The organism is Nakamurella lactea DSM 19367 (genome assembly GCF_000426645.1).
GTDB lineage: Bacteria > Actinomycetota > Actinomycetes > Mycobacteriales > Nakamurellaceae > Nakamurella > Nakamurella lactea.
The window spans coordinates 380,389-403,461 of record NZ_AUFT01000006.1 but is presented as its reverse complement, the minus strand read 5'-3'; the positions used below and the strand labels follow the sequence as shown (position 1 = coordinate 403,461).

The window sequence follows — 23,073 nt, the reverse complement described above, 5'->3', positions numbered from 1 at the left end:
TCACGGACGGCGGTCACCGGGCAGAGCTGTGAATGCCACGACGGAGGAATCCGACCGGCCCGGTTCGCGAAATCGGCCGAATTGGCGACACCTGGGCAATTCATGTTCTACAGTGTGTGCTGCGAATCATGGTGATTCGCGAGAACTGCCCGAACTACCTCAGCCACCGCTGAGACATGGAGGCCCAACGTGGCAACTCAGACCACCGTCACACTCGTCGATGACATCGACGGTTCAGATGCGGCGGAAACCGTGGAATTCGCCCTCGACGGCGCGTCCTATGAGATCGACCTGACCGAGAAGAACGCCAAGAAGTTGCGCGACGCACTCGCCAATTACGTGGCCCATGCCCGGCACGTCGGCGCCGGCTCGTCGGCCCGTCGCAGCAGTGGACGGCGCGGCGCACGCGCCGCCCAGGTTCGCAACAGTCGCGAGCAGCTGCAGGCGATCCGCGAGTGGGCCCGCAAGCAGGGATACGAGGTGTCCGACCGTGGTCGGATCGCCGCCGGCATCGTCGAGGCGTTCGAGGACGCTCACTGATCGGTTCGTCAGCACGGCAGTTCGTCAGCCACCCAGCCCCGTCCGGTTCGTCCGGTACGGGGCTGTGGTGTCGGTAGCTGTTCGCCCACGGCGTACCAGAGGAACTGGCGGAACGCGACCGGGTCAGGAAGCGTTGAAGACGAATGACGTCGCTGTGCGCGCGGCGTCGTCAGATGTACTGCACGACCATCGTCGTCGGTCTCCGGAGAACCGGTGCCGCACTACAGTGGGGGTGACATTCGCGGGCGCAGACAGCGTCCGTGAACGACATTCACCGGCCCACCGACGTCGAACGCAGTTCCGCTGTTCACCGACGCGCACGCCGGAGAAGGAGTGCTCAATGTTCGAACGGTTCACCGACCGGGCCCGCCGGGTGGTCGTCCTGGCCCAAGAAGAAGCCCGGATGCTCAACCACAACTACATCGGGACCGAGCACATCCTGCTCGGCCTGATCCACGAGGGCGAGGGTGTCGCCGCCAAGGCACTTGAGTCGCTCAACATTGCGCTGGAGGGCGTCCGCGCCCAGGTCGAGGAGATCATCGGCCAGGGTGCGCAGGCACCGTCCGGGCACATCCCGTTCACCCCGCGCGCCAAGAAGGTGCTCGAGCTGAGCCTGCGCGAGGCGCTGCAGCTGGGCCACAACTACATCGGCACCGAGCACATCCTGCTCGGCCTGATCCGCGAGGGTGAGGGCGTCGCGGCCCAGGTGCTGGTCAAGCTCGGCGCCGATCTGAACAGGGTCCGTCAGCAGGTTCTGCAGCTGCTGTCCGGCTACCAGGGCAAGGAGACCGCGGCCGCCGAGACCGGCGGGCGCAGTGAGGGGACCCCGTCCACCTCGCTGGTGCTCGACCAGTTCGGCCGCAATCTCACCCAGAGCGCCCGCGAGGGCAAGCTCGACCCGGTGATCGGCCGGGAGAAGGAGATCGAGCGGGTCATGCAGGTGCTGTCCCGCCGCACCAAGAACAACCCGGTGCTGATCGGTGAGCCGGGCGTCGGCAAGACCGCGGTGGTCGAGGGCCTGGCCCAGGCGATCGTCCGCGGCGACGTCCCGCAGACCCTCAAGGACAAGCACCTCTACACGCTGGACCTGGGATCGCTGGTGGCCGGCAGCCGCTACCGCGGCGATTTCGAGGAACGGCTGAAGAAGGTCCTCAAGGAGATCCGCACCCGCGGCGACATCATCCTGTTCATCGACGAGATCCACACCCTGGTCGGTGCGGGCGCCGCCGAGGGTGCGATCGACGCCGCCAGCATTCTCAAGCCGATGCTGGCCCGCGGCGAGCTGCAGACCATCGGCGCGACCACGCTCGACGAGTACCGCAAGTACGTGGAGAAGGACGCCGCGCTGGAGCGCCGGTTCCAGCCGATCCAGGTCGGCGAGCCCTCGGTGGCCCACACCATCGAGATCCTCAAGGGCCTGCGCGACCGGTACGAGGCGCACCACCGGATCACCATCACCGACGACGCGCTGGTCGCGGCGTCGACGTTGGCCGACCGGTACATCAGCGACCGGTTCCTGCCGGACAAGGCGATCGACCTGATCGACGAGGCCGGCGCACGGATGCGGATCCGTCGGATGACGGCTCCGCCGGACCTGCGCGAATTCGACGAGAAGCTCGCCGGGGTCCGCCGGGAGAAGGAATCGGCGATCGACGCCCAGGACTTCGAGAAGGCGGCGGCGCTGCGGGACAACGAGAAGCAGCTGCTGGGCAAGAAGTCGGAGCGGGAGAAGGCCTGGAAGGACGGCGACCTCGACGTCGTGTCCGAGGTGGCCGGAGAGCAGATCGCCGAGGTATTGGCGAACTGGACCGGCATCCCGGTGTTCAAGCTGACCGAGGAGGAGACCACCCGGCTGCTCAAGATGGAAGATGCCCTGCACAAGCGGATCATCGGCCAGAACGAGGCGGTCAAGGCGGTGTCCAAGGCGATCCGGCGGACCCGCGCAGGGCTCAAGGACCCGAAGCGGCCGAGTGGCTCGTTCATCTTCGCGGGCCCGTCCGGTGTCGGTAAGACCGAGCTGACGAAGGCGCTCGCCGAGTTCCTGTTCGGCGACGAGGACGCGCTGATCCAGGTCGACATGGGCGAGTTCCACGACCGATACACCGCGTCGCGGCTGTTCGGTGCCCCTCCCGGGTACGTCGGCTACGAAGAGGGCGGCCAGCTCACCGAGAAGGTGCGCCGGAAGCCGTTCTCAGTGGTGCTGTTCGACGAGATCGAGAAGGCCCACCCGGAGATCTACAACTCGCTGTTGCAGGTGCTGGAGGACGGTCGGCTCACCGACGGTCAGGGCCGGACGGTGGACTTCAAGAACACCGTCATCGTGTTCACCTCCAACCTGGGCACCTCGGACATCTCCAAGGCCGTCGGCCTCGGGTTCTCCTCGGGCAACGATGCCGATTCGAACTACGAGCGGATGAAGACCAAGGTCAACGACGAGCTGAAGCGTCACTTCCGGCCGGAGTTCCTCAACCGGATCGACGACGTGGTGGTCTTCCACCAGCTCACCACCGAGGAGATCGACCAGATGGTCGTCCTGATGCTGAAGCGGGTCGAGATCGCGCTGAAGAACAAGGACATGGACCTGGAGGTCTCGCCGGCGGCCAAGGCACTGCTGGCCGAGCGTGGCTTCGACCCGGTGCTGGGCGCCCGTCCGTTGCGGCGGACCATCCAGCGGGAGATCGAGGATGCACTCAGCGAGAAGATCCTGTTCGACGAGGTGAAGGCGGGTCAGCTGATCAAGGTCGACGCCGACGGCACCGGTCCGGAGGCGAAGTTCAGCTTCGTCGGGATCGACCGGGCACCGAGCATGGCCAAGGAGCCGGTCGGCGCCACCATGGTGAAGGGCGACCCGGGGCCGCTCAGCGTCCCCGGCAGCCCGGCGCCCGGCGCCGGAGCCGGTGGCGCCGAGGCAGTCTGATCCTGAGCTGCCCCGCGCAGCACGTCGGCACGACAGGGCCCGCACTCCGATCAGGGGTGCGGGCCCTAGTGTTGTGTGGTCGGAGCCGCCGACTCGGAGGGTTGGTCCCCGCCCGTGGGCCGTTGTTGTGGTCGGAGCCGCCGACTCGGAGGGTAGGTCCCCGCCCGTGGGCCGTTGTTGTGGTCGGAGCCGCCGACTCGGAGGGTAGGTTCCCGCCCGCGACGTGCTTGTTGCGAGCCCGTCAGCCCTCGGCGGCGGTGTAGATCCGCCGCACCACGTCCTCGATGTCCGGCTCCTCGATGGACAGGTCGCGCAGTTCGGCCCGCTCGGAGACGGCGGCCAGCACGACCGGGATCGAGGGGGCGGCGCCGGGCTGGTCGCCGTCGCCGGCCAGCGCCAGTCGCTGCCGCAGCCCGCCGCCTTCGCTGCCCAGATGGGTGACACCGGGAATGCCGATCAGGTCCGGCGTCGGCGTGGCCAGATCGATCACCAGCACCCGGCCGGCGCCGACGGTGGCCGCCAGCCCCGGCAGGCTGCCGTCATAGGCGAGGGTCCCGTGATCGACCACCAGTACCCGGTTGCAGAGCCGCTCGATGTCGCCCATGTCGTGGGTGGTGAGCAGCAGGGTGGTGCCCTTGGCGGCGCGTTCGGCGATCAGGAATTCCCGCAGCCGCTGCTTGCTGAGCACATCGAGCCCGATGGTCGGCTCGTCCAGGATGAGCAGCTCGGGGGAGTGCAGCAGGGCGGCGGCGATCTCTGCGCGCATGCGTTGCCCCAGTGACAGCTGTCGGACCGGGGTGTCCCAATAGCCGGTCATGTCCAGCTGCTGCGCCAACTCGTCGGTGCGGGCCGCGGCGGCGGCGCTCGGCATCCGGTGCACGTCGCCGAGGATGGCGAACGATTCCCGGACCGGAAGATCCCACCACAGCTGGGAGCGTTGGCCGAACACCACTCCCACCCGCCTGGCCAGCTCCTTGCGGCGGCGCAGCGGGTCCAGCCCGCAGGTCCGGGCCGAACCGGAACTCGGCACCAGGATGCCGATCAGCATCTTGATGGTGGTGGACTTGCCGGCTCCGTTCGCCCCGATGTAGCCGACCGACTCGCCGGCAGCGACGGAGAACGTCATGTCGGCCACCGCTGTGACCGTGTCTCGCCGGACGGATCCCTTGCGCCGCACCAGGAACCGACGGGTCAGACCTTCCGCCTCGATGATCGGTGCCGAACCGCGCATGCTCATCCGCCGCCTCCTTGATAGTGCCGAACACCGAGCCGCCAGGTCGCCAGCGCGGCACCGGCCGCCCAGAGCGCCGCCACCGGTAGGAACCAGGCCAGCCAACTGGGCAGCATCGGCGGCCCGGGCAGGTCCAGGATCACCAGCGCCGGCAGATACGCGCAGAACGTCACCGGGAACAGAAATCCGAAAATGATCTTCAGCGGCCCCGGCCACACCGCGGCCGGCTGGGTGGAAGCGGTCGAACCGCCGTAGACGAACGCGGCGGTGGCCTCCGACCCGCTGATCAGGAAGAACTGCAGCCCGCCGGCGGTGACGAACAGCGAGCTGTAGATCACGGTGCCGAACACCAACGAGATCACGATCATCGCGACCGTCGCCTGCGACCAGTGGATGTGGTTGACCGACAAGGCGATCGCGGCGCAGGCCACCCCGACGCCGACCCTGGCCAGCCGCCGCAGCTGGACGTCCGAGGTCACCACCTGCGCCAGCAGTGGCTGCGGTCGCAGGTAGTAGATGTCCAGGGTGCCGGCCCGCAGCACCGCCGGCAGGGTGTCCACGTGGCCGACCATCACCTCGGCGGTGGAAAAGCCGATGTTGGCCAGGCCGAACACCAGCAGTACCGCCCGGAAATCCAGCCCGCCGAGTACCTGCACGTTGTGGAAGATCACCCAGACCTCGGCCAGTTCGACCAACCCGGCGACGAATGCCGACACCGTGTCGATGGCGAAAGACGCTCGGTAACTGCGTTGCGCCCGGATCCGCGCGGCGAGCACCGAGCGGTACGGGGTCCACCGGCCGATGCCAGGTTCGGCATGCGCGGGGAGCTGATCAACCACCTTGCACCTCCAGCTTGAGCCAGCCACGCGCGGTCAGCAGCCTGCCGATCGCGCAGGTGACGGCGAGCCAGAACACCTGCACGGCAACGGCTCGGACGGCCTCGGCGCCGACGATCCGGCCCGACAGCACGTCGATCGGCGTCATCAGGATCGACGGGAACGGAGTGCAGTTCGCCAGCGTGTGCAACCAACCGGGGAACATCCCGACCGGAACGAACAGGCCGGCCAGGAAGGTCGAGACGATCATGTAGAAGTTGCGCAGGCCGCGCCCCTCGACCAGCCAGAAGCCGATGACGTTCACCGCATATCGCCCGAAGAAGGAGACCGTCATCCCGAGCAGTACCGCAATCGCGCCCAGCAGGTACGGGCCGGCCGACGTTGGCAGCCGCAGGCCTGTGGTGAGGGCGCCGATCACCAGCGGTGGCAACAATCGGGTCGACAGGTTGAACAGGTTCCTGCCGAGATCCGCTGCCAGATAAGATGTTTGGATGTCCAACGGCCGGGCGAAGTCGATGGCCACCTCGCCGGTGCGGACCCGTTCGCCGATCTCCGAGGTGCCGTTGAGCTGAACCGCGCCGAGCAAACCCTGGGACAGCCAGACATAGGCGACCATCGACTCGAGGTCGTAGCCGGCCACGCTGCCTCCGGCCGCGTGCACGGTGGCGACCAGCATCGCTGCCTTCAGGAAGCCGAAGGTGGTGTTGGCGATCAGCCCGCCGGCCACCGCCGGCAGATACCGGGTCTGCGCAGCGAAGCTGGCCCTGAGCAGGCGGAACCAAGGTCTCAGAGCGGGGGGCACAAGGAGTTGACTGTAGACCTGTCTTCGGCTCTTGACCAGACCATTTCCACCGAAGTATTCGAATGTGGTGCGCCCCGCACGGAGGTTCGCGCTCTTGGTTGAACCCGTCCGTCACCCGCCGGGGAGAGCGACCGAATCGGGATCGCGTCGCACGGCAAGGCCGTCCGCCAGCAGCGAGTCCAGGCACCGCCGGCGTTGCTCGGCGACCGGCCAGACGGCATCAAGGTCCGCGGTGGGCACCGGGCCCGGCGATGCCCGCAGCACGGCCATGATCCGGCCACGGACCTGACGGTCCGTGCCGTGCCAGGCCTGCGGACGCCGGGTGACGGTAGCCGCCGGCTTCCCGGCGGTCAGCCAGCGACAGCGGTCGCGGACCGGGCAGTCATCACACTTCGGTGACGCGCGACAGACCAGCGCGCCGAACTCCATCAACGCGACCGACAGCGCAGCCGCGGTCGAGGCGTCGGCCGGCAGCAGCTCGGCCAGCAGTGCCCGATCGGCGGCACCGGCCGGGCCGCCGTCGTCGATGCCGCGAACCAGCCGGTTGACCACCCGCCGCACGTTGGTGTCGACCACCGGAACCCTGGCGCCGAAGGCGAACGCGGCCACCGCCCTGGCGGTGTAGTCGCCGACGCCCGGGAGCGCCAGCAGATCGCCGAGGTCGCGGGGGACCCGACCGTCATGCCGCTGCGTGATCGCCACCGCCGCGGCGTGCAGCCGCAACGCCCGGCGCGGGTAGCCGAGCCGGCCCCAGGCGCGCACGGCCTCACCCGGCGAATCGGCGGCAAGTGCGGCCGGAGTCGGCCATCGCCGCAGCCAGTCCCGATAGGTCGCCAGCACTCTTGACACCGGAGTCTGCTGCAGCATCACCTCGCTGACCAGCACTCCCCAAGGTCCGGCGGATTTCTCGCGCCAGGGCAGCTCTCGACCGTGCCGGGCGAAGAACGTCAACAGCTCGGCCACCGGGAGGTTCACCAGCCCAACGCTACGGGGCCGGCATCTCCCTCGGAGCACCGTCTTCGGGGTACCTGCTTCGACTGGCTACCCCACTCGTGGTACCCCGAAGTCGACCATCGTGGCTGAGCTACGGCGTTGCGCCGCAGCTCACGCCGGGTGCGCCGTTACGGTCGAGGTCGTGATGAATCCCGTCGGCCCCTTGCCACCGAAGGTGTACTGGCTGCGTCGTTCGCTGGTGATCGCTGCCGCGGTCATCGTGCTGGTCGGCCTGGTCTGGATCGTCGCCAACAAGGCCGGCGCTGCCCCGGACAACACCGGTTCGGACACAGCCGGGTCGGGCACCGCCGGCCCGGCGACCACCTCGGCGGCACTCACCGGTGTGCTGGCCTCGGACAGCTCGTCGGCCGCCGACACCAGTGCGACCGGCCGGACGACCTCCGCGAAAACCTCCGCAACGGCTAAGTCGACGGCCAAGTCGACGGCCAAGTCCACCGGGTCCACCGGCTCATCGAAGGAGACGGGTTCGGCGCCGACCCCGGTCCGGCGGACCACGCCGCCGGCGAAGACCACCGAAAGCCGCTCGACCGAGGCTGCGGCCGCCACGACGGCGCCGGCGAAGTCGACGACCAGCAAGGCCGCGGCCACCACCAAAGCTCCGGCCACCAGCAAAGCTCCGGCCACCAGCAAGGCACCGGCCACCAGCAAGGCACCGGCGAAGACCACGACCAGGACAACCACGAAGCCGCCGGCCCCCAGCACCGACGCCCAGGGTCGCTTGCTCTGCGCCGGTTCGGCCATCGCACTGGCCACCACCGCGCGATCCGCCAGCTATCCGGTCGGTGCGCAGCCGATCCTCGGTCTGACGGTGACCAACACCTCCGGCACCGCCTGCGCGCAGGACGTGTCCGGGACCAAGCAGGTGTTCACCGTCTATGACGCGGCCAAGAAACGGGTCTGGTCGACGGCCGACTGTTTCCCGGGCTCTGGTACCGAGATCAGCATGCTGAATCCCGGCGAAAGCCTGCAGTTCAACATCAAATGGGCCGGCACCACGTCGACTCCGGGCTGCGCGACGGAGCGGGTCCCGGTGACTCCGGGCAGCTACACGGCAGTCGCGAAGCTGGGTGGGCTGACGGCCAAGCCGGTGACCCTGACCGTCACCGGCTGACGCCGGTCCGGCACGACGTCAGACGAACCGGTCGGTGATCGACGCCTCGGCCAGCCTGGACAGCCCCTCACGGACCACCCTGGCCCTGGCCTCGCCGACCCCGTCGACCTCCTGCAGGTCGGAGGCGGTGGCGGCCAGCAACGCCTGCAGGCTGCCGAAGTGCACGATCAGCCGCTCCAGCACGGTCGGCGGGAGCCGTTGGATGCCGGACAACAGCCGGTAGCCGCGCGCCGACACCTGGCTGTCCAGCGATTCCCCGGCGTGGCCAAGGGTGCGCGCGATCGTGCTCAGGTCGAGCAGCGACGGCCCGTTGAGCTCGTCCAGCTTCGCCTCGATGTCGGGCAAACTGGCCGGTTGGTCCGCCGGTAGGTAATCGCGGACGATCAGCTCGCTCAGGCCCTCGGTGCCGGCCAGCAGCTCGTCCAACTGCAGGCCGAGCAATCGACCGTCGGTGCCGAGCTCGATCACATTGCCGACCAGCTCGTCGGCGATCCGCTGGACCATCAGCAGCCGCTGCATCACCGTCATCGCGTCGCGCAGCGTGGTGAAGTCCTGGATCTCCAGGGCGGACAGGGTGGACGCCACCTCGTCGAACCGCGACTTGTAGCGCTGCAGGGTGGCCAGGGCCTGGTTCGCCCGGCCGAGAATGGTCGGGGTGTCGGCGACCTCGTGCCGAACTCCGCCGACGTACAGGCTGATCGTCGACATCGAATGGCTGACAGCCAGTACCGGAACGCCGGTCTGGATCGCGGTGCGTTCGGCCGTGCGGTGCCGGGTGCCGGACTCGACGGTGGGAATGGTGGCGTCCGGCATCAACTGGACGTTCGCCCGGACGATCCGGCTGGTGTCGTGGTTCAGCACCACTGCGCCGTCCATCTTGGACAGTTCCCGCAGGCGGGTGGGGGAGAACTCAATGTCGAGCACGAACCCGCCGTCACAGATCGCCTCGACCTCGCGATTGTCGCCGATCACGATGAGCGCACCGGTGCGACCGCGCAGAATCCGTTCCAAGCCCTCGCGCATGGCGGTGCCGGGTGCCAGCCCGGCCAGCACTGTGCGGTGCGCATCCATCGTCGGCCGACCGTTCACCCCGACTTCCCCCGCTCCTTGCTCGGCGCCGCCCGCCGACGGCCAGCCGCCGGTGGATATCGCGGCCAGTCTAGGTGGTGGGGCTGGGCCGCATCGCGGGCCGTGTCAGGATCGCAACCAGCGCACCACCCCGTTGTCGTTGCCCAGCGCGCGGAATGCGGCCCCGAGATCGCCGACCTCGTCGACCCGGATGCCGGCCGGCTCCCCAGGTGAATTGCCGGCCGGCACCACCGCGTGATCGAAGCCCAGCCGGGCGGCTTCGGCGAGCCGGCGGGACAGCGCCGGTACCGGCCGGATGTCCGCCGACAGGCCGATCTCACCGAGAAAGATCGTCCGTGGTCGCAGCGGAATGTCCCGGACGCTGGACCACACCGCCATCGCCAGCGCCAGGTCGACGGCCGGCTCCAGCACCTTGACGCCGCCGGTGGTGGTGGCGATCACCTCCTTGCCGCCGAGCGCCACGCCGGCGAATCGCTGGAGCACGGCCAGCGCAATCGTCACCCTGGTGGCGTCCAGGCCGGACACCGTGCGCCGGGCACCACCGGCAGAATCGGCTGCCGGGCCGACCAGCGCCTGAATTTCGACCGGCAGGGCGCGGCGGCCCTGCATGGTGACGGTGACGGCGGTACCCGGCACCCGCGGGCGGTTGGCGTTCAGGAAGACCTCCGACGGATCGACCAGCCCCTCGATGCCCTCCGCCGTCATCCGGAAGCAGCCGACCTCGTCGGACGGGCCGAACCGGTTCTTCACCCCGCGCACCATCCGCAGCGGCGAATGCCGGTCGCCCTCGAAGTGCAGGACCACGTCGACCAGGTGCTCGAGCGTGCGCGGACCGGCCACCGAACCGTCCTTGGTGACGTGCCCGACCAACACGCAGGCGATGCCCCGCTCCTTTGCGGCGGCGGTGAGGGCGGCTGCCACCGCTCGGACCTGGGTGACGCCGCCGGCACTGCCGTCCACCTCGGCCGCGGCGATGGTCTGTACCGAATCGATCACCACCAGCTCCGGGCGGACCTCGTCGAGGTGGCCCAGTACCGCCGACAGTTCGGTTTCGGCGGCCAGGAAGATCGATGGATGGATGGCGCCCATCCGCTCGGCCCGCAGCCGGACCTGGGCGGCCGACTCCTCACCGGTGACGATCAGTACCCGACCCTGGCCCGATGCCGCCCAGGTCTGCGCGGCCGACAGCAGCAGGGTGGACTTGCCGACGCCCGGTTCGCCGGCCAGCAGCACGACACTGCCGGGCACCAGCCCGCCGCCGAGCACCCGGTCCAGCTCGCCGACCCCGCTGGGTCTGGCCACGGCCAGCTCCGGGTCGATGTCGACCATCGGCCTGGCCGGCGCGTTGACCGGGCCGGCCGACACCTTGCGCAGGGTGGCCCGGGGAACGCCCTTCTCGGTGAGCGAGCCCCAGGCCTGACACTCGGGGCACCTGCCGACCCATTTGACCGCGACCGCGCCGCACTCGGTGCAGGCGTACTCGGTGCGGACACGCTGGCCGGAACCCGACCGGGAGGTACTCGACGTCTTCATTCATCGAACATACGTCCGGCCACCGACAGTCCCCGGATGCCACGCTGCCGACCCGCCGACCACGACAATGTCGGCCACTGCCACTGCCACTGTCACGGCCGCGGCCACGGTCAGGTCACGTCAGTGCGGCGCCGACTCCAGGAACGCGAGCACCGCCAGCACCCGCCGGTTGTCGTCGTCGCTCTGCTGCAGCCCGAGCTTGCCGAAGATCGAATTGGTGTGCTTGCCGACCGCCTTTTCGGTGACGAACATCGCCGCGGCGATGGCCGCGTTGGAGCGCCCCTCCGCCATCAGCGATAGCACCTCGGTCTCGCGGGGGGTGAGCGCTGCGATCGGCGACCTGCTGCCCTGCCGGGACAGCAGGGTGGCGATCACCTCCGGGTCCATCGCGGTGCCACCGGCGGCCACCCGGCGCACCGTGTCGACGAACCCGGCGATGTCGGAAACCCTGTCCTTCAACAGATATCCGACGCCGCCGGTGCCCTGGGCGAGCAACTCCCTGGCGTACAGCTGCTCGACGTACTGACTCAGTACCAGCACCGGGAGATCGGGCAGTTGTTGCCGAGCCTCCAGCGCCGCCCTGATCCCCTCGTCGGTGAACGACGGCGGCAGTCTGACGTCGACGATGGCCAGGTCCGGGCGGTGCTGGACTGCCTCCCGCACCAGCGACGGACCGTTGTCGACGGCGGCGACCACCTCGATGTGGTGCGCGTCGAGCAGCCGGATCATCCCGTCCCGCAGCAAGGCAAGATCCTCGGCCAGCACCACTCGCAACTCGCTCACATCGGGAGCTTAGCGAGCGACCCCTTCGGCCGGCGTCAGCTCACACCGGGCGGCCATCGTCACCACGGTGGGGCCGCCGTGCGGGCTGACCACGGCGAGGGTGCCGTCGAACGCCTCCAGCCGGGAGGCGATGCCGGCCAGGCCGCCGCCGGGGGCGACCACCGCGCCGCCAACACCATCGTCCACCACCTGGACGTGCAATACCCCGTCGCTGTGCTCCAGCCAGATCGAGATCGTTTGCGCCCCTGAATGTTTGGTGGCATTCGTCATCGCCTCGGCGATGCCGAAGTAGAAGGCTGCCTCGACCGGCGCCGGTGGTCGGCCGGGCAGGGCGCCGTCGAGGCTGACGGAGACCGGGCTGGCAATGGCCAGCGACTCGATGCCGCCGAGCAGGCCGCGGTCGGCCAGCACCGGTGGATGGATGCCGCGGACCAGGCTGCGCAGGTCGGCCAGCGCGTCCCGGGTGGTGCCGCGAGCCTGGGCCATCAGCTCCCTGGCCTTGGCCGGATCGGCGTCCAGCAACGACTCGGCCAGCCCGATGTCCATGCCGGCGGCCACCAGCCTGGCCTGCGCACCGTCGTGCAGGTCTCGTTCGATCCGCCGCAGCTCGGCGGCCGAATGGTCGACCGACCTGGCCCGTGACCCCTCGAGCGTGCTGATCCGTTCCCGCAGCTCGGCCTCCTTCGGCTCCAGCAGGGTGCGGTTGATCGCCGCGTCCATCCGCAGCAACAGCGGCGAGATCCAGTAGCCGACCGGCAGCACGATGTAGCCGAAGAAGGCGGCCAGGTTGAGTGCCAGCCCGACCGTCGTCACCTCGAGCAGCCAGATCATCTCCCGCCAGGTGGCCGGGTCGGTCAGCCGTTCGCCGAGTCCGGCCAGGCCGCGTTTGCGGCGGGCGCTGTGCGGATCCGGGATGTCCGTGCCGAGGATGCGCCCGGAAATCCGGCGCTCCACGGCCGCGTACTTGCGCAGCAGCAACAGGCTGATGTTCGTCAGCACCAGGCCGATCCAGATCACGATGGTGGCCAGCGAGACGGCGAGCAGCACGATCAGGGCGATCCCGAGGAACCGCCAGATCACTCTGGCGACGCAGTAGCCGAAGAGCTGCCAGCGGCTCGGTGCGGGGTGCGTAGCCTGCACCGGGAAGGAGTCCTGCGCGCGGTCCGGATCCGGCATGGTGGAGATCGACATACCTTTCATCGTGCACGGCCGCGGCCGCCGTGTCGGTGGTCCCGGCACCCCTGTCATTGTCCGCCGAGGTAGGGAAAACCCCACCTCGAAGTGGCGGACTGGACCGCTGCCCGGCGACCGCCGGCGGCGGCAGAGTATTCAGCATGACAGCCCAGATGACGGACCGGACGTCCTTTTACAGCGCTCCCTCGGGTGGGACGAGTACCGACACCGGCTGGTTCGGTCCGGAGATCGCCGCGCCGCAGTACTACGGCGGATCAGGTCGGCCGGGACCAAGGCCGCGCCGGACGGGACCGGCCGACGCCCTCGCCCAGGCGCTCTACGGACTGATCTCGTTCCCGTTGGCGCTGGCGTTCTTCGTCAGCGTCTGGGTGCTGTGCAGCGTGGGAGCGGGCCTGGCGGTGGTCTGGGTCGGCGTGCCGATCCTGGCCCTCGGGCTGCTGATCGCCCGCTTCGGTGCGTTCCTGCAGCTCGGCCTCTTCGAGTCGATGACAGGCACCCCGATGTCCTATGCCGGCCCATCAGCCAGGCGCCGCAGCCATGGCCTGATGGGATCGCTGGCGGTGCTGATCACCGACTCCGGTTCCTGGCGGGCGGTCGGTTACTGGCTGCTGAAGATGATTCTCGCTCCGGTGCAGTTCGGCGTGGTGATCGGTTTCTACACCTACTCACTCGGGACACTCAGCTACCCGTTCTGGCGGCGTTGGCTGCCGGCTCAGCAGGCCTCGGACGGCAGTTGGCACCGCGGGTCGAGCTTCGGCACCGATTTCTTCGTCGACACCTGGCCGCGGATGCTGGTCCAGATGGCCATCGGGATCGGCGTGCTGATGCTTGCGCCGGCCGTGGTCCGGGCGGTCAACTCGATCGATAGAGGGCTGCTGCGGGTGCTGGTCGCCGGCCGCCGGGCCAGCTGATCTGCGGGGATCAGCGCTCGGTCGCGGGCAGCACCAGGCCGGCCGGCTGGTCCGGGATCACCAGGTTGTCCAGCTGCGCCTTGCGGGCCTCGGTCTCGTCCCTGATCTGCTTGTAGGCGTCGTCGGTGAGTGGGTACTTGACGAAGATCAGCATCGCGATGATCGCGCAGACCGCCGGGACCAAGCCCATCGTCATCTTGATCATGGTGAGGGCGCTCTCCGGCTGTACCGGGTGCGGAATTGCCTTGGTGGCCGCCAGGTAGCCGCCGATGGCCAGTGCCCAGGCGGTGGCGGCGCCGCCGATCGACTGGGTGATCTTGCGGGTGAAGGAGAAGATCGCATAGGTCGCGCCCTCGGACCGCTGTCCGGACTTCCACTCGCCGTACTCGACGGTGTCGGCCTCCAGTCCGAACATCACGGTGTTGATCAGCGAGGCGCCGACCCCCTTGATGCCCAGGAACACCAGGGCCAGGAAGACGCCGCCGTCCGGTACCAGGAACAGGCCGACCCCGCCGATGACGGTCAGCAGACCGCAGTACTGGAACACCGCCTTCTTGCCGATCAGGCCGATCAGCTTCGGGATGAACGGTGTGACGACGATCTGGATGCCGCTGTTCACGATCACCATCGGCACCGCCCAGGCCGCGTCGCCCAGCACGTACTGCGCGTAGAACAGGGTGGCGCCGGAGACTGCGAACAACCCGGTCAGATAGAAGAAGCTGGCGCCGCACAGGTAGGCGAGCGGCTTGTTCGAGCGCAGCGTCGCGAACGTCTCCCGGATGGTGACCCGTGGTTGCACCCGGACAACGCGTTCGTGACACCACAGGAACGTCAACAGATATGCCAACGATCCGATCACCACGAAGCTGAGGGTGGTCCAGGTGAAAATGCCCTGGGCGCGACCGAGGTATTGCTCGGGACTCAGCGAATCCTTGTCCGCCTGCAACGACGAGATCATCGGCGAGATGATGAACGTCAGCACGATGCCGCCGACAGCCGCGCCGAGCGAGCGGGCGGCGACCAACTTCGCTCGTTGGTGCACCGACTGGGTCATAGCCGAAGCCAGCGATCCGTAAGGAATGTTCACCAACGAATAGACCAGACCGAGCGCTGCATAGGTCAGGTAGGCGTAGACAAGTTTTGTGGTGGTACTCGAATCCGGAACGTGGAAGCTCAGAAAGCTCAGGAACAGCAGCGGCACCGCGCCGAAGAGAATGAACGGCCGGAACTTCCCCCAGCGGGTGTTCGTACGGTCGACCAGCCGGCCCGCCAGCAGGTCTGCCACCGCGTCCCAGAGCCGCACCACCAGGAACATGGTGCCGACGGACGCGGCGGTCAGACCGGCCACGTCGGTGTAGTAGTACAGCAAGAACGAGGCGCCGAGGGTGAACGCCAGGTTGTTGGCGAAATCACCGAGGCCATAGCCGATCACCGCGGTGGGTTTGAGATTGGCATGAGCGGCTTCCCGCTGAACCTCAAGAACAGTCATGTCGAATCCTTTCCAGCGGCACCGGTGCCGGTGTGATGGATTCAGTAAAGGTCCTCCAGGTCGTAATCCGTGAGTGGTTGCAACCAGTTGTCTGCCGCCCGATCTGGTGCGGGCGGCCCGGGCCGGTCAGCGCTGCCGGTCTGCCTGTTGCGCCTCGTACAGCGAAGCGGGAATGAGGCCGCGCCGGTCGGTGCCCTCGATGTGACCGGCGGGGGCCTTGAACGGGCCGTCACCATCCACCCGGCCCTGACAGCCGATGGCGTAGTTCTGCGCCGACGGAGGTTGCTGGACCACCATTTGCGTGTCGTCGACGTCGCAGTTCCAGGCCACCGAGTTGACAGCCGCCCAGCCGTGCGAAGTGCCGTAATCGCCGCGGTTGCCCAGCATGACGGTCCGGTCGGTAGCGGGCCGGATCTCCTGGTGGTTGTCGAACAACAGCCCCTGGCTCCACCGCCGGTGTCCCTCGGAGGACGCCAGACTGGCAGTGGCGGTGGTGCGATGGAAGACGATTCCGGAGGCCGTGCCGCCGCCGTTGACGATGAAGGAATGACGTCCGTTGCCGGCATGGCAGTCGGTGAACAGGACGAGCTGCGAGCGCGCCTCGGCATCGAAGTTGTAGCGCCGTCCACCCTCCACCCGGCCGACCGGGTCGAGGGACCGGCAATTCGAGACCGTCACCCTGGTCGCGCCGGCCGTCATGATTCCCGCCTTGACGAAGTGCAGCACCGTGCAGCTGAGCACCCAGGCGTCGCGGACGTTCCCGAGCCGGATGCCGTTGGCCGCATGCTCTTCGTCGTTCGGTCCGTCGGTGACGATGTCCACCCGCAGGTGCTCGACACCGACGTCGGTGACCAGCCCTGCCTGGTCCCACAGGTACAGGTAGCTGCGCGACAACGCGCGGTCGAGGGTGGCGAAGAGCGGGGCATCAAGGGTCAGCCGGTCGGCGGCAACGTCGGTGATGTGACGCAGGTTGACGACCGGCACACTGCCCACCTGCCATCGAGGGTCGTCGCCGGTGCCACCGCCCGCAACGGCCTTCAGCCATTCTCGGCTGCACGGGTGCACGATGACGACCGGGTTACCGGGCCGGAACTGGGCGGCGGAGGCGACGGAGATGCTCGACGAGCCGATCGGCACCAGATCGGACGTCAGGTCCGTCCGCGAGCCCGGCACCTCACCGTCCCACTTCCCGCCGGCGCCGAGAGCGACGACCGTGCGACCCTTCGGCGAATTGCCGACGGCCCGCAGGATGGTGTTCGTCGAGGGGTCCTGACCGTCGCCGGCGCCGCGGAGCACCACGCCGCTGACCGTGACGTTGACGGTGCCGGCAACCTCGTAGGTTCCGGCTCGAAGTTCGAGTGCGCCGCGGAAACCGTCCGGGCCCGGCGGCAATGCACCGACCAGGTCGATCGCCTGCTGCAGGTGCCGGGTGTTGTCGCCACGGATCGGCCCTACTGTGTGCACGGCCGGAATCTGTGGAACCGGTTGCCGTCCAAGGTGATAGCCGACGGATCCGAAATCCGGCAGCCGCAGACCGTCGCGCTCGGCATAGGCCAGATGGCAGGTCGCGCCCATGGTCAGGAGTGCCGACTCCCAGCCGGAGGTGGAGGTGGCAGGTGTGCTCCGATTGCTGGTCGTCGCACCCGGTCTCTCGGTCTCGTCGGTGCTGGTCGGTGTGGTCGCGGTGCCGCTGGTTGTCGGTGTGGTCGGAGTCGGAGCGGTGGTGGTCCGGCTGTCCGGCGACCGGTCTGGTGACGGTTCGCCCGTGCACCCGGCGATCAGGCCGCCGCCGACGGCGACGATCGCGGCGAGCAGCGCGCGCCTGGAGATCGTCATCGCAGTGCTCCCTTCTCCGCCTCGCCTGCCGGAATGCCGTCACCTGTCGGATCGTCCGCGCCGGCCTGTTGTCGATGCTGGCAGAGGGCCTCCCGTTCCGTGAACGGGAGGCCCTCCGACATCCGAGGCGCTATCCGCCGGCGATCAGTTCTTCGGGAACTTCAGGTTCACCGCCTTCGTCAACGGGGTGCTGTCGGACGCGCCACCGACATGGACGGTGTAGCTCCCGTTCGCCTGCACCCAGGAGCCGTCCAGCCAATCCCGCAGATCGTCCGACGCGGGCTTGAAGTACCCGAACGGATGATTCGAGGCCGCGGAATCGATGGTGATCCGGACGACCTTGCTCTTGTTGGGCTGGAGGTCGATCTTGTCGAATCCGACCAGCCGCATCGACGGCTCCTGCGACTCCGCGGGCAGGGTCAGGTAGACCTGCGGAACCTCCTGGCCTTCGACCTTGCCGGTGTTGGTCACCCGGAACTGTGCGGTGACAACGGGTTTTCCCTTCGCCGTGCTCTTCTTGAGCTTCAGGTCGCTGTAGGCGAAGGCGGTGTACGACAGACCGTGGCCGAACGCGAACGCCGGGGCGACGTCGTTCTGCTGGTACCAGCGGTATCCCATCGACATGCCCTCGCTGTAGTAGGCGACGAGTTGCTTCTGACCCGGTTTCGGGTTCCTGGACTTCCCGCCCTCGAATCCGGTGTTCTCGTGCACGCCCGGGTACTGCCAGTTGTTCTCCCAGGCGGCCTGCTTGGCCGCCGACGGCCAGGTGACCGGAGTCTTGCCGGACGGATTGATCCGGCCGAACAGCACGCCGGCCACCACATCACCGTCGTCCTGACCGGGGAACCAGGCCGCCACGATGGCCCTGGCGTGCGACGCCCAGTTCATCGTCACACCGGCTGCCGTCTTGAGCACCACCACGTTGTTCGGGTTCGCCTGGGTGACCTTCCACGCCAGGGTGTGCTGGTCAACGCCGTTGATCACTGGCAGGTTCAGCTTCTTCAGGTCCTCTGTCTCGCGGGGGTTGGTGCCCAGCATCATGATGACCATGTCGGACTTCTTGGCCAACGCGACCGCCGAGTCCATGTTGCTGGCGTTGTTGTAGGTCACCGTGGCATTCGACCCGATCCGGGCCAGCTCATTCTTGATGCCCTGCAGCGGGGTCACCGTGTACGGCGGCACGACTGAGACGTTGTCGTCGGGATGAATCGACCGCGGCGGCATGACCGCCTGGCCGGCGAACCACTTCGGCCCGATCAGTGCGATCGACGTGACATTCTTGCCCAGCGGCAGGATGTTCTTGTCGTTCTTCAGCAGGGTGATGCCCTGCTCGGCGAGCGTGCGCGCCTTGGCGGCGTTTGCCGTCAGGTTGTCCACGCCGAACGAATTCCACTCTTCCGGGTGATCGAAGTTGCCGAACTTGAACATCTGCACGTACCGCGGCTTGAGCACCTTGTCGAGGTCCGACTCGGTGAGTTCGCCGTACTTGATGGCGTCCTTGATCAGGTTGGCCTTGAAGAACACCGGGAACCAGTCGAGCTCGAAGCCGACACCTGCCTTGATAGCACGGGCGGTGCTGTGCATGGCGACCCGGTCGGACTCGATCCAGCCGTCGTATCCCCAACTCGTCAGGGTCTTGGTGAGCGAGTCCTGGCTGTCGCAGTTCCACTGGTAGTTGACCATCGGGTAGGCGCACATCAGCCCGGCGGGCTTGGCGTCCCTGATGGCCATCTCGAACGGCAGCAGGTACAGCTCGTGCATCGCCTGCGACGGGATCCGTACCGAGCCGGTCCAGCGCTCCTGGCTGAACTCGTTCTCATTTCCCATGTAGTGCTTGATCATGGTCTGGGTGCCCTGCGACTGGATGCCCTGGATCTGCGCCGTCGTCACGACGCCGGCCAGGTACGGGTCCTCACCCGGGTACTCCTGGGCGCGGCCCTCGAACGGGTTCCGAACCAGGTTCGCGGCCGGTCCGAGCAGGATCTGGTGGGCGAAGGTCTTGGCCTCCGACCCGACGACCTCGCCCCAGCCCCTGACCGCCTGCGGGTCGAAACTCGCCGCCGACACGGTCGCCGACGGGCCGGCAGTCTTGATCGGCTCCGGTGTGCAGTTGCCACCGCGGATCCCGTTGCCGGCATTGACTTCCCGCAACGTCGGGATGCCCAGCGCCGGGATCCCCTCGACGTGCCGGGCCAGCGCGGTGAAGCCGCAGGTGGCCTGCTTGTTGCCCTCGGCCAGATAGGTGCCGGAGATCTGTTCCGGCGCAGGGTTGTTCTGCATCTGTTCGATCTTCTGGTCCAGCGTCATCGCGGCCAGTAGCAGGTCCGACCGCTGCTGTGGGCTCAGCGCGGTGTTCATCCACGGCAAAGCGGCTACTGCGGCGGACAGTTGCGGCGCAGCAGGCGCTGCCAGGGCGGCCGGTCGCGGCGCCGGCGGCGCTGCCGCGGCGGCAGGTGGCGCGGCGGTGGCCGGTACTGACACCAGCCCGGCCAGCAGGGCAATCGCCGCGGCGGCGGCGACTTTCGGGAGCTGATTTCGACGAACTTTCATCGTTGAACGTCCAATCTGATGATCTATCGATGCGCCGGGTAGGGCGCGTCGATGCCGACGAGAACTACAACCGCACGTTTTCCTGCCACCCTTCTGTCGTTGTGGGATCCGTCGCGACCGGTCGATGACGACGGATCGGCGATACGCGCACCTGCTGTCTCCTTTCGGTTCCTTGGTCTCCCCATCGGTTTCGGCCGCTAGCGCCGGAAGGTCAGCCAGTTGAGGTTGACGATCCCGTTCTTGGTGCTGCCGGTGAAGGTCAGATAGACGTCCCGGACGCCGGTCGGCGCCGACGTCAGCGCCGTCGCCGTCGTGCTGAAGGTCTGCCAGCCGCCGGTGTTTCCGACTGGGACGCTGGCAATGCGCGGACCCGATGGGCCGTCGAGCCGGACGTCGATCGAACCAACGGCGGCGGAGCCGGAGGCGATCCGGGTTGCGATGGTCCGGGGAGATTCGCGGCCGAAGTCCACCCGGCGGTATCCGAGCAGGTCACCCTGGTGCAGATACCCGACGTTCAGTCCACCGCCGACGTCCGCGGTGTCCTGCAGTTGCGTCCCAGACTGCTCGTCGCGGCTCTCCGCCTCGATCCTCGAGTCGGCAGGGCGTTCACCGAGGTGCCAGCTGACCGTGTCGGTGTGCCGGATGCCGTCGATGGTCGCGGTGACCTCGACGAGGTTGCCACCCGGCTCCAAGGTGACGTCGGTCCAGCGGAAGATCCGGTCGGAACTGCTCCTGGTGCCCAGCGGACGACCGTTGAGGGTGGCCGTCACCTGGGAGGCGTTGGAGTAGACCTTGATCTCGGCGACCGGGTCGGTCCGCTCGGTCCACCGCCGGCTGTTGATGTGCAGGGTCGCCGTGTCTGCCCAATTGGCCTTGTACCAGTAGAAGGCGTCCTTGCGGACGGCCCGGTCCCGGGTCACCAGGCCCTTGTCGTTGATGCCGGGCTGATCGCCCTCTGACCGCCGGTCGGAGGCGAAGTCGAACATGTTCCAGACGAAGCTGCCCCAGATGAACGGGCGTGCCTGGAACTGCTTCAACGATGCCTCGTGGAACAGCGCCTGATACTCCTCCGGGTGCCAGCGCCCCGTGGTCTCCGGTGGTTCCGGGGCGAGCTCGTGCTGGTTGATGTTGGCGCCGGCGCCGTACTCGGACACCGAGATCTTCCGGCCCGGGTCGGCGGCATGGAGTTTGTCGGCCCAGGTCCCCAGGCTGTCCCACGATTTGCTGTACCAGCCGTAATACTTGTTGTAGCTGGAGGTTTCGGCGTGGCCGTTGACCTGGCTGCGGTCGGAGATGCAGCACGATGCGTAGGTGGTGATCCGGTCCGGATCCTCAGTGTCGGCGAGGTCGGAGAGCCCGCTCAGCAGATCGTTGGTGGCAGCGTCGGCAACCCGTTGTTCATTGCCGATGCCCCAGAACACGATCGACGGATGGTTGTAGTTCTGCCGGATCATCTCGACCAGTTGCTGTTCGACGTTCCGGCGGAACGCCGTTGACCCGGTGTAGTCGTTGATGAACGGGATCTCTGCCCAGACAACGAAGCCTTTCGCGTCGGCGAGGCCGTAGTCGATCTGGTCGTGCGGGTAGTGCGCCATCCGGATGGCGTTGGCGCCCATTTCGCCGATGATCTCGAGATCCTGTTTGTGGTCGGCGTTGTCGATCGCCCACCCCTTGCCGGAGCGATCCTGGTGCAGGTTCACCCCATGCAGCGGAAGCTGTTTGCCGTTGAGAATGAAGCCCTTGTCGGCGTCCACCCGGAACGTGCGCAGGCCCAGTGGCTCGGTGACGACGTCTGTCACCCGGTTCGCCCCGCTGTCGATCAGTTCCACCCGGACCTGATATTGATAAGGGTCGGCGATGCCGTTCCACCGGCGTGGGTCGGCAATGGTCAGGCTCTGCACGACGCTGGTCCCGCTGCCCGCGGCCAGCTGCCGTGGCGTGGTGGTGCCGGCGGCGACGGTCGAGCCGTCCGCATCGGTGACCGTGGCCCGGACGGCGACCGGGCTGCTGCCGGTGTTGTTGTTCCAGAGTCTGGTCGTCACCTCGACCGTGGCCGACGAGTCCGTGACCTCCCGTTGACGCAGGTAGACGCCGGGACCGCCATTGTCCAGCATCCGGACCTGCAACGGATCGACCGCCCAGAGACTGACGTTGCGGTAGATGCCGCCGTCGAAGCTGTAGTCCGCCCGCAGCGGCGCGATGTCCGGGTCCGGCGAGTTGTCGACCTTCACCGCGATGACGTTGTCCGCGCCGACCTTCAGGGCATCGGTGGCGTTGAACCGGAACCGGGTGTAGCCCCCCTCGTGCTGCCCGAGATGAACGCCATTGACCCACACGTCGGCAACCTGGTTCACGCCGGCGAACTGCAGGTACAGTTGCTTGCCGTCGAGGGTCGGCGGAACGGTGTAATGCCGTCGGTACCAACCGATCCCACGGAAGTAGTCGTCTCCTCCGTCGGCCCCGTCGTCGGCGTTCCAGGTGTGCGGCGCGCTGACGTCCTGCCAGGTCGTTGCGTCGAAGTCGGGCCGCTCCGCGCCCGGCACGTCGGTCCGGGTGAACTTCCAGCCGGGATTCAGATCGATCCGCTGCCGCAGGTCTGCGGCTCCGGCCGGTGCCACTTGGCTCGCCCCGGCCGCCGTTCGGCCGAGATCGGTGACGATGGGCAGGGCAGTGGCGATCGCCAGCAGGCCGGCCAGCATCAGGGTGGTGGTTCCTCCGACAGGTTTCTTCATGACGTCTCCTCGCGGTTCCACCAGACACCGCAAGATTGTCTGCCGTCTCGGATGATCTCCCAGCCGATATATCTCATGCCGGATACCTTTCGTTTGTCGGGCGAAGGCGAATTGCTCCGGAGTCTCTCGGCGGCGCATCGTTTCAGGAATTGGTTGCCATTTGTTGCATTCGCTCCGGCTGGTGTGGGCCGATGAGCGATGTTTCGTGGAGCGGCCGGGCAGGCGCCCCGGGCCGGGCCGGGCAGTGGCCAGGGTCTGGGGGACCGCTTGTCATTGACCATCTGCACTCCCGTTGCCCGCGAAGGGAACCTGGTTGCGGTGATCGTGCCCACGGGACGGGATCAGCGTCAATGATGCAGTGCCCGATTCATCCTGACGCGCTCGCCCGACAACCGCGAGTGTCCGGGGCAGTCACGAGTTGGCCCTCAATAGATGGTGTCGGGTCCGGCGGGTCTCCTGAATGGCATATTGCCCGTCGCGCCGAGTGACATGTCTTGGCTCCGGA

The 23,073-nt window shown here is 67.8% G+C and carries 16 protein-coding genes; 4 read left to right on the top strand and 12 right to left on the bottom strand.

Translation table 11 applies throughout. The features are described 5' to 3' along the window. Window positions 1–189: 189 nt before the first annotated feature. A complete protein-coding gene (locus tag K340_RS0107650; protein WP_029136292.1) occupies window positions 190–540 on the top strand; it encodes a histone-like nucleoid-structuring protein Lsr2 in 351 nt (116 codons plus the stop codon). 340 nt (window positions 541–880) lie between these two features. After that, window positions 881–3,457 carry an ATP-dependent Clp protease ATP-binding subunit gene (locus K340_RS28215; protein ID WP_037363143.1) on the top strand — a complete coding sequence of 859 codons (2,577 nt, stop codon included), beginning with the start codon at window positions 881–883 and terminating at the stop codon, window positions 3,455–3,457. Window positions 3,458–3,698: 241 nt separating this feature from the next. On the opposite strand, the gene K340_RS0107640 is transcribed toward K340_RS28215, so the two are convergent. The 4 genes from K340_RS0107640 to K340_RS0107625 form a co-directional block, all read right to left on the bottom strand. Further along, complete coding sequence (locus tag K340_RS0107640) at window positions 3,699–4,694, bottom strand: ABC transporter ATP-binding protein (RefSeq protein ID WP_029136291.1); 996 nt, start codon at window positions 4,692–4,694, stop codon at window positions 3,699–3,701. Continuing rightward, complete coding sequence (locus tag K340_RS0107635) at window positions 4,691–5,527, bottom strand: ABC transporter permease (RefSeq protein ID WP_211229311.1); 837 nt, start codon at window positions 5,525–5,527, stop codon at window positions 4,691–4,693. The genes K340_RS0107640 and K340_RS0107635 overlap by 4 nt, the downstream gene beginning before the upstream one ends. Then, a complete protein-coding gene (locus K340_RS0107630) occupies window positions 5,520–6,326 on the bottom strand; it encodes an ABC transporter permease (protein WP_029136289.1) in 807 nt (268 codons plus the stop codon). The genes K340_RS0107635 and K340_RS0107630 overlap by 8 nt, the downstream gene beginning before the upstream one ends. A 111-nt stretch (window positions 6,327–6,437) precedes the next feature. Beyond that, entirely contained in the window at window positions 6,438–7,301 is an 864-nt protein-coding gene (locus K340_RS0107625) for an HhH-GPD family protein (protein ID WP_037363141.1), read from the bottom strand. Window positions 7,302–7,461: 160 nt separating this feature from the next. Here K340_RS0107625 and K340_RS36570 point away from each other — a divergent pair, with 160 nt between their 5' ends. After that, window positions 7,462–8,451: a hypothetical protein gene (locus K340_RS36570; protein ID WP_211229310.1), complete on the top strand. Its 990-nt coding sequence runs from the start codon at window positions 7,462–7,464 to the stop codon at window positions 8,449–8,451. 18 nt (window positions 8,452–8,469) lie between these two features. Here the strand turns inward: K340_RS36570 and disA are convergent, their stop codons facing one another. From disA to K340_RS0107595, 4 genes are all read right to left on the bottom strand, one after another. Next, window positions 8,470–9,522: a DNA integrity scanning diadenylate cyclase DisA gene (gene disA / locus K340_RS0107610; protein WP_037363445.1), complete on the bottom strand. Its 1,053-nt coding sequence runs from the start codon at window positions 9,520–9,522 to the stop codon at window positions 8,470–8,472. 123 nt (window positions 9,523–9,645) lie between these two features. Beyond that, window positions 9,646–11,073: a DNA repair protein RadA gene (gene radA, locus K340_RS0107605; RefSeq protein ID WP_029136285.1), complete on the bottom strand. Its 1,428-nt coding sequence runs from the start codon at window positions 11,071–11,073 to the stop codon at window positions 9,646–9,648. 120 nt (window positions 11,074–11,193) lie between these two features. Further along, a complete protein-coding gene (locus K340_RS0107600) occupies window positions 11,194–11,847 on the bottom strand; it encodes a response regulator (protein ID WP_029136284.1) in 654 nt (217 codons plus the stop codon). An 18-nt stretch (window positions 11,848–11,865) separates the two neighbouring features. Continuing rightward, window positions 11,866–13,047, bottom strand: coding sequence for a sensor histidine kinase (locus K340_RS0107595; protein WP_051265368.1), 1,182 nt, complete (start codon window positions 13,045–13,047; stop codon window positions 11,866–11,868). Window positions 13,048–13,190: 143 nt separating this feature from the next. Between K340_RS0107595 and K340_RS0107590 the strand changes: the two genes are divergently transcribed. After that, window positions 13,191–13,961, top strand: a complete 771-nt coding sequence (locus K340_RS0107590; RefSeq protein ID WP_037363136.1) for a sensor domain-containing protein — start codon at window positions 13,191–13,193, stop codon at window positions 13,959–13,961. A 10-nt stretch (window positions 13,962–13,971) separates the two neighbouring features. On the opposite strand, the gene K340_RS28205 is transcribed toward K340_RS0107590, so the two are convergent. The 4 genes from K340_RS28205 to K340_RS28190 all read right to left on the bottom strand — a co-directional run bounded on the left by K340_RS28205 (window position 13,972) and on the right by K340_RS28190 (window position 22,568). Beyond that, window positions 13,972–15,450: a glycoside-pentoside-hexuronide (GPH):cation symporter gene (locus K340_RS28205; RefSeq protein WP_051265366.1), complete on the bottom strand. Its 1,479-nt coding sequence runs from the start codon at window positions 15,448–15,450 to the stop codon at window positions 13,972–13,974. 126 nt (window positions 15,451–15,576) lie between these two features. Beyond that, a complete protein-coding gene (locus K340_RS28200; RefSeq protein ID WP_051265364.1) occupies window positions 15,577–17,286 on the bottom strand; it encodes a hypothetical protein in 1,710 nt (569 codons plus the stop codon). Window positions 17,287–17,430: 144 nt separating this feature from the next. Then, window positions 17,431–19,836, bottom strand: coding sequence for a beta-glucosidase family protein (locus tag K340_RS28195; protein ID WP_084614140.1), 2,406 nt, complete (start codon window positions 19,834–19,836; stop codon window positions 17,431–17,433). Window positions 19,837–20,033: 197 nt separating this feature from the next. Next, window positions 20,034–22,568 carry a carbohydrate-binding protein gene (locus K340_RS28190; RefSeq protein WP_161632069.1) on the bottom strand — a complete coding sequence of 845 codons (2,535 nt, stop codon included), beginning with the start codon at window positions 22,566–22,568 and terminating at the stop codon, window positions 20,034–20,036. Between the last annotated feature and the right edge of the window lie 505 nt (window positions 22,569–23,073).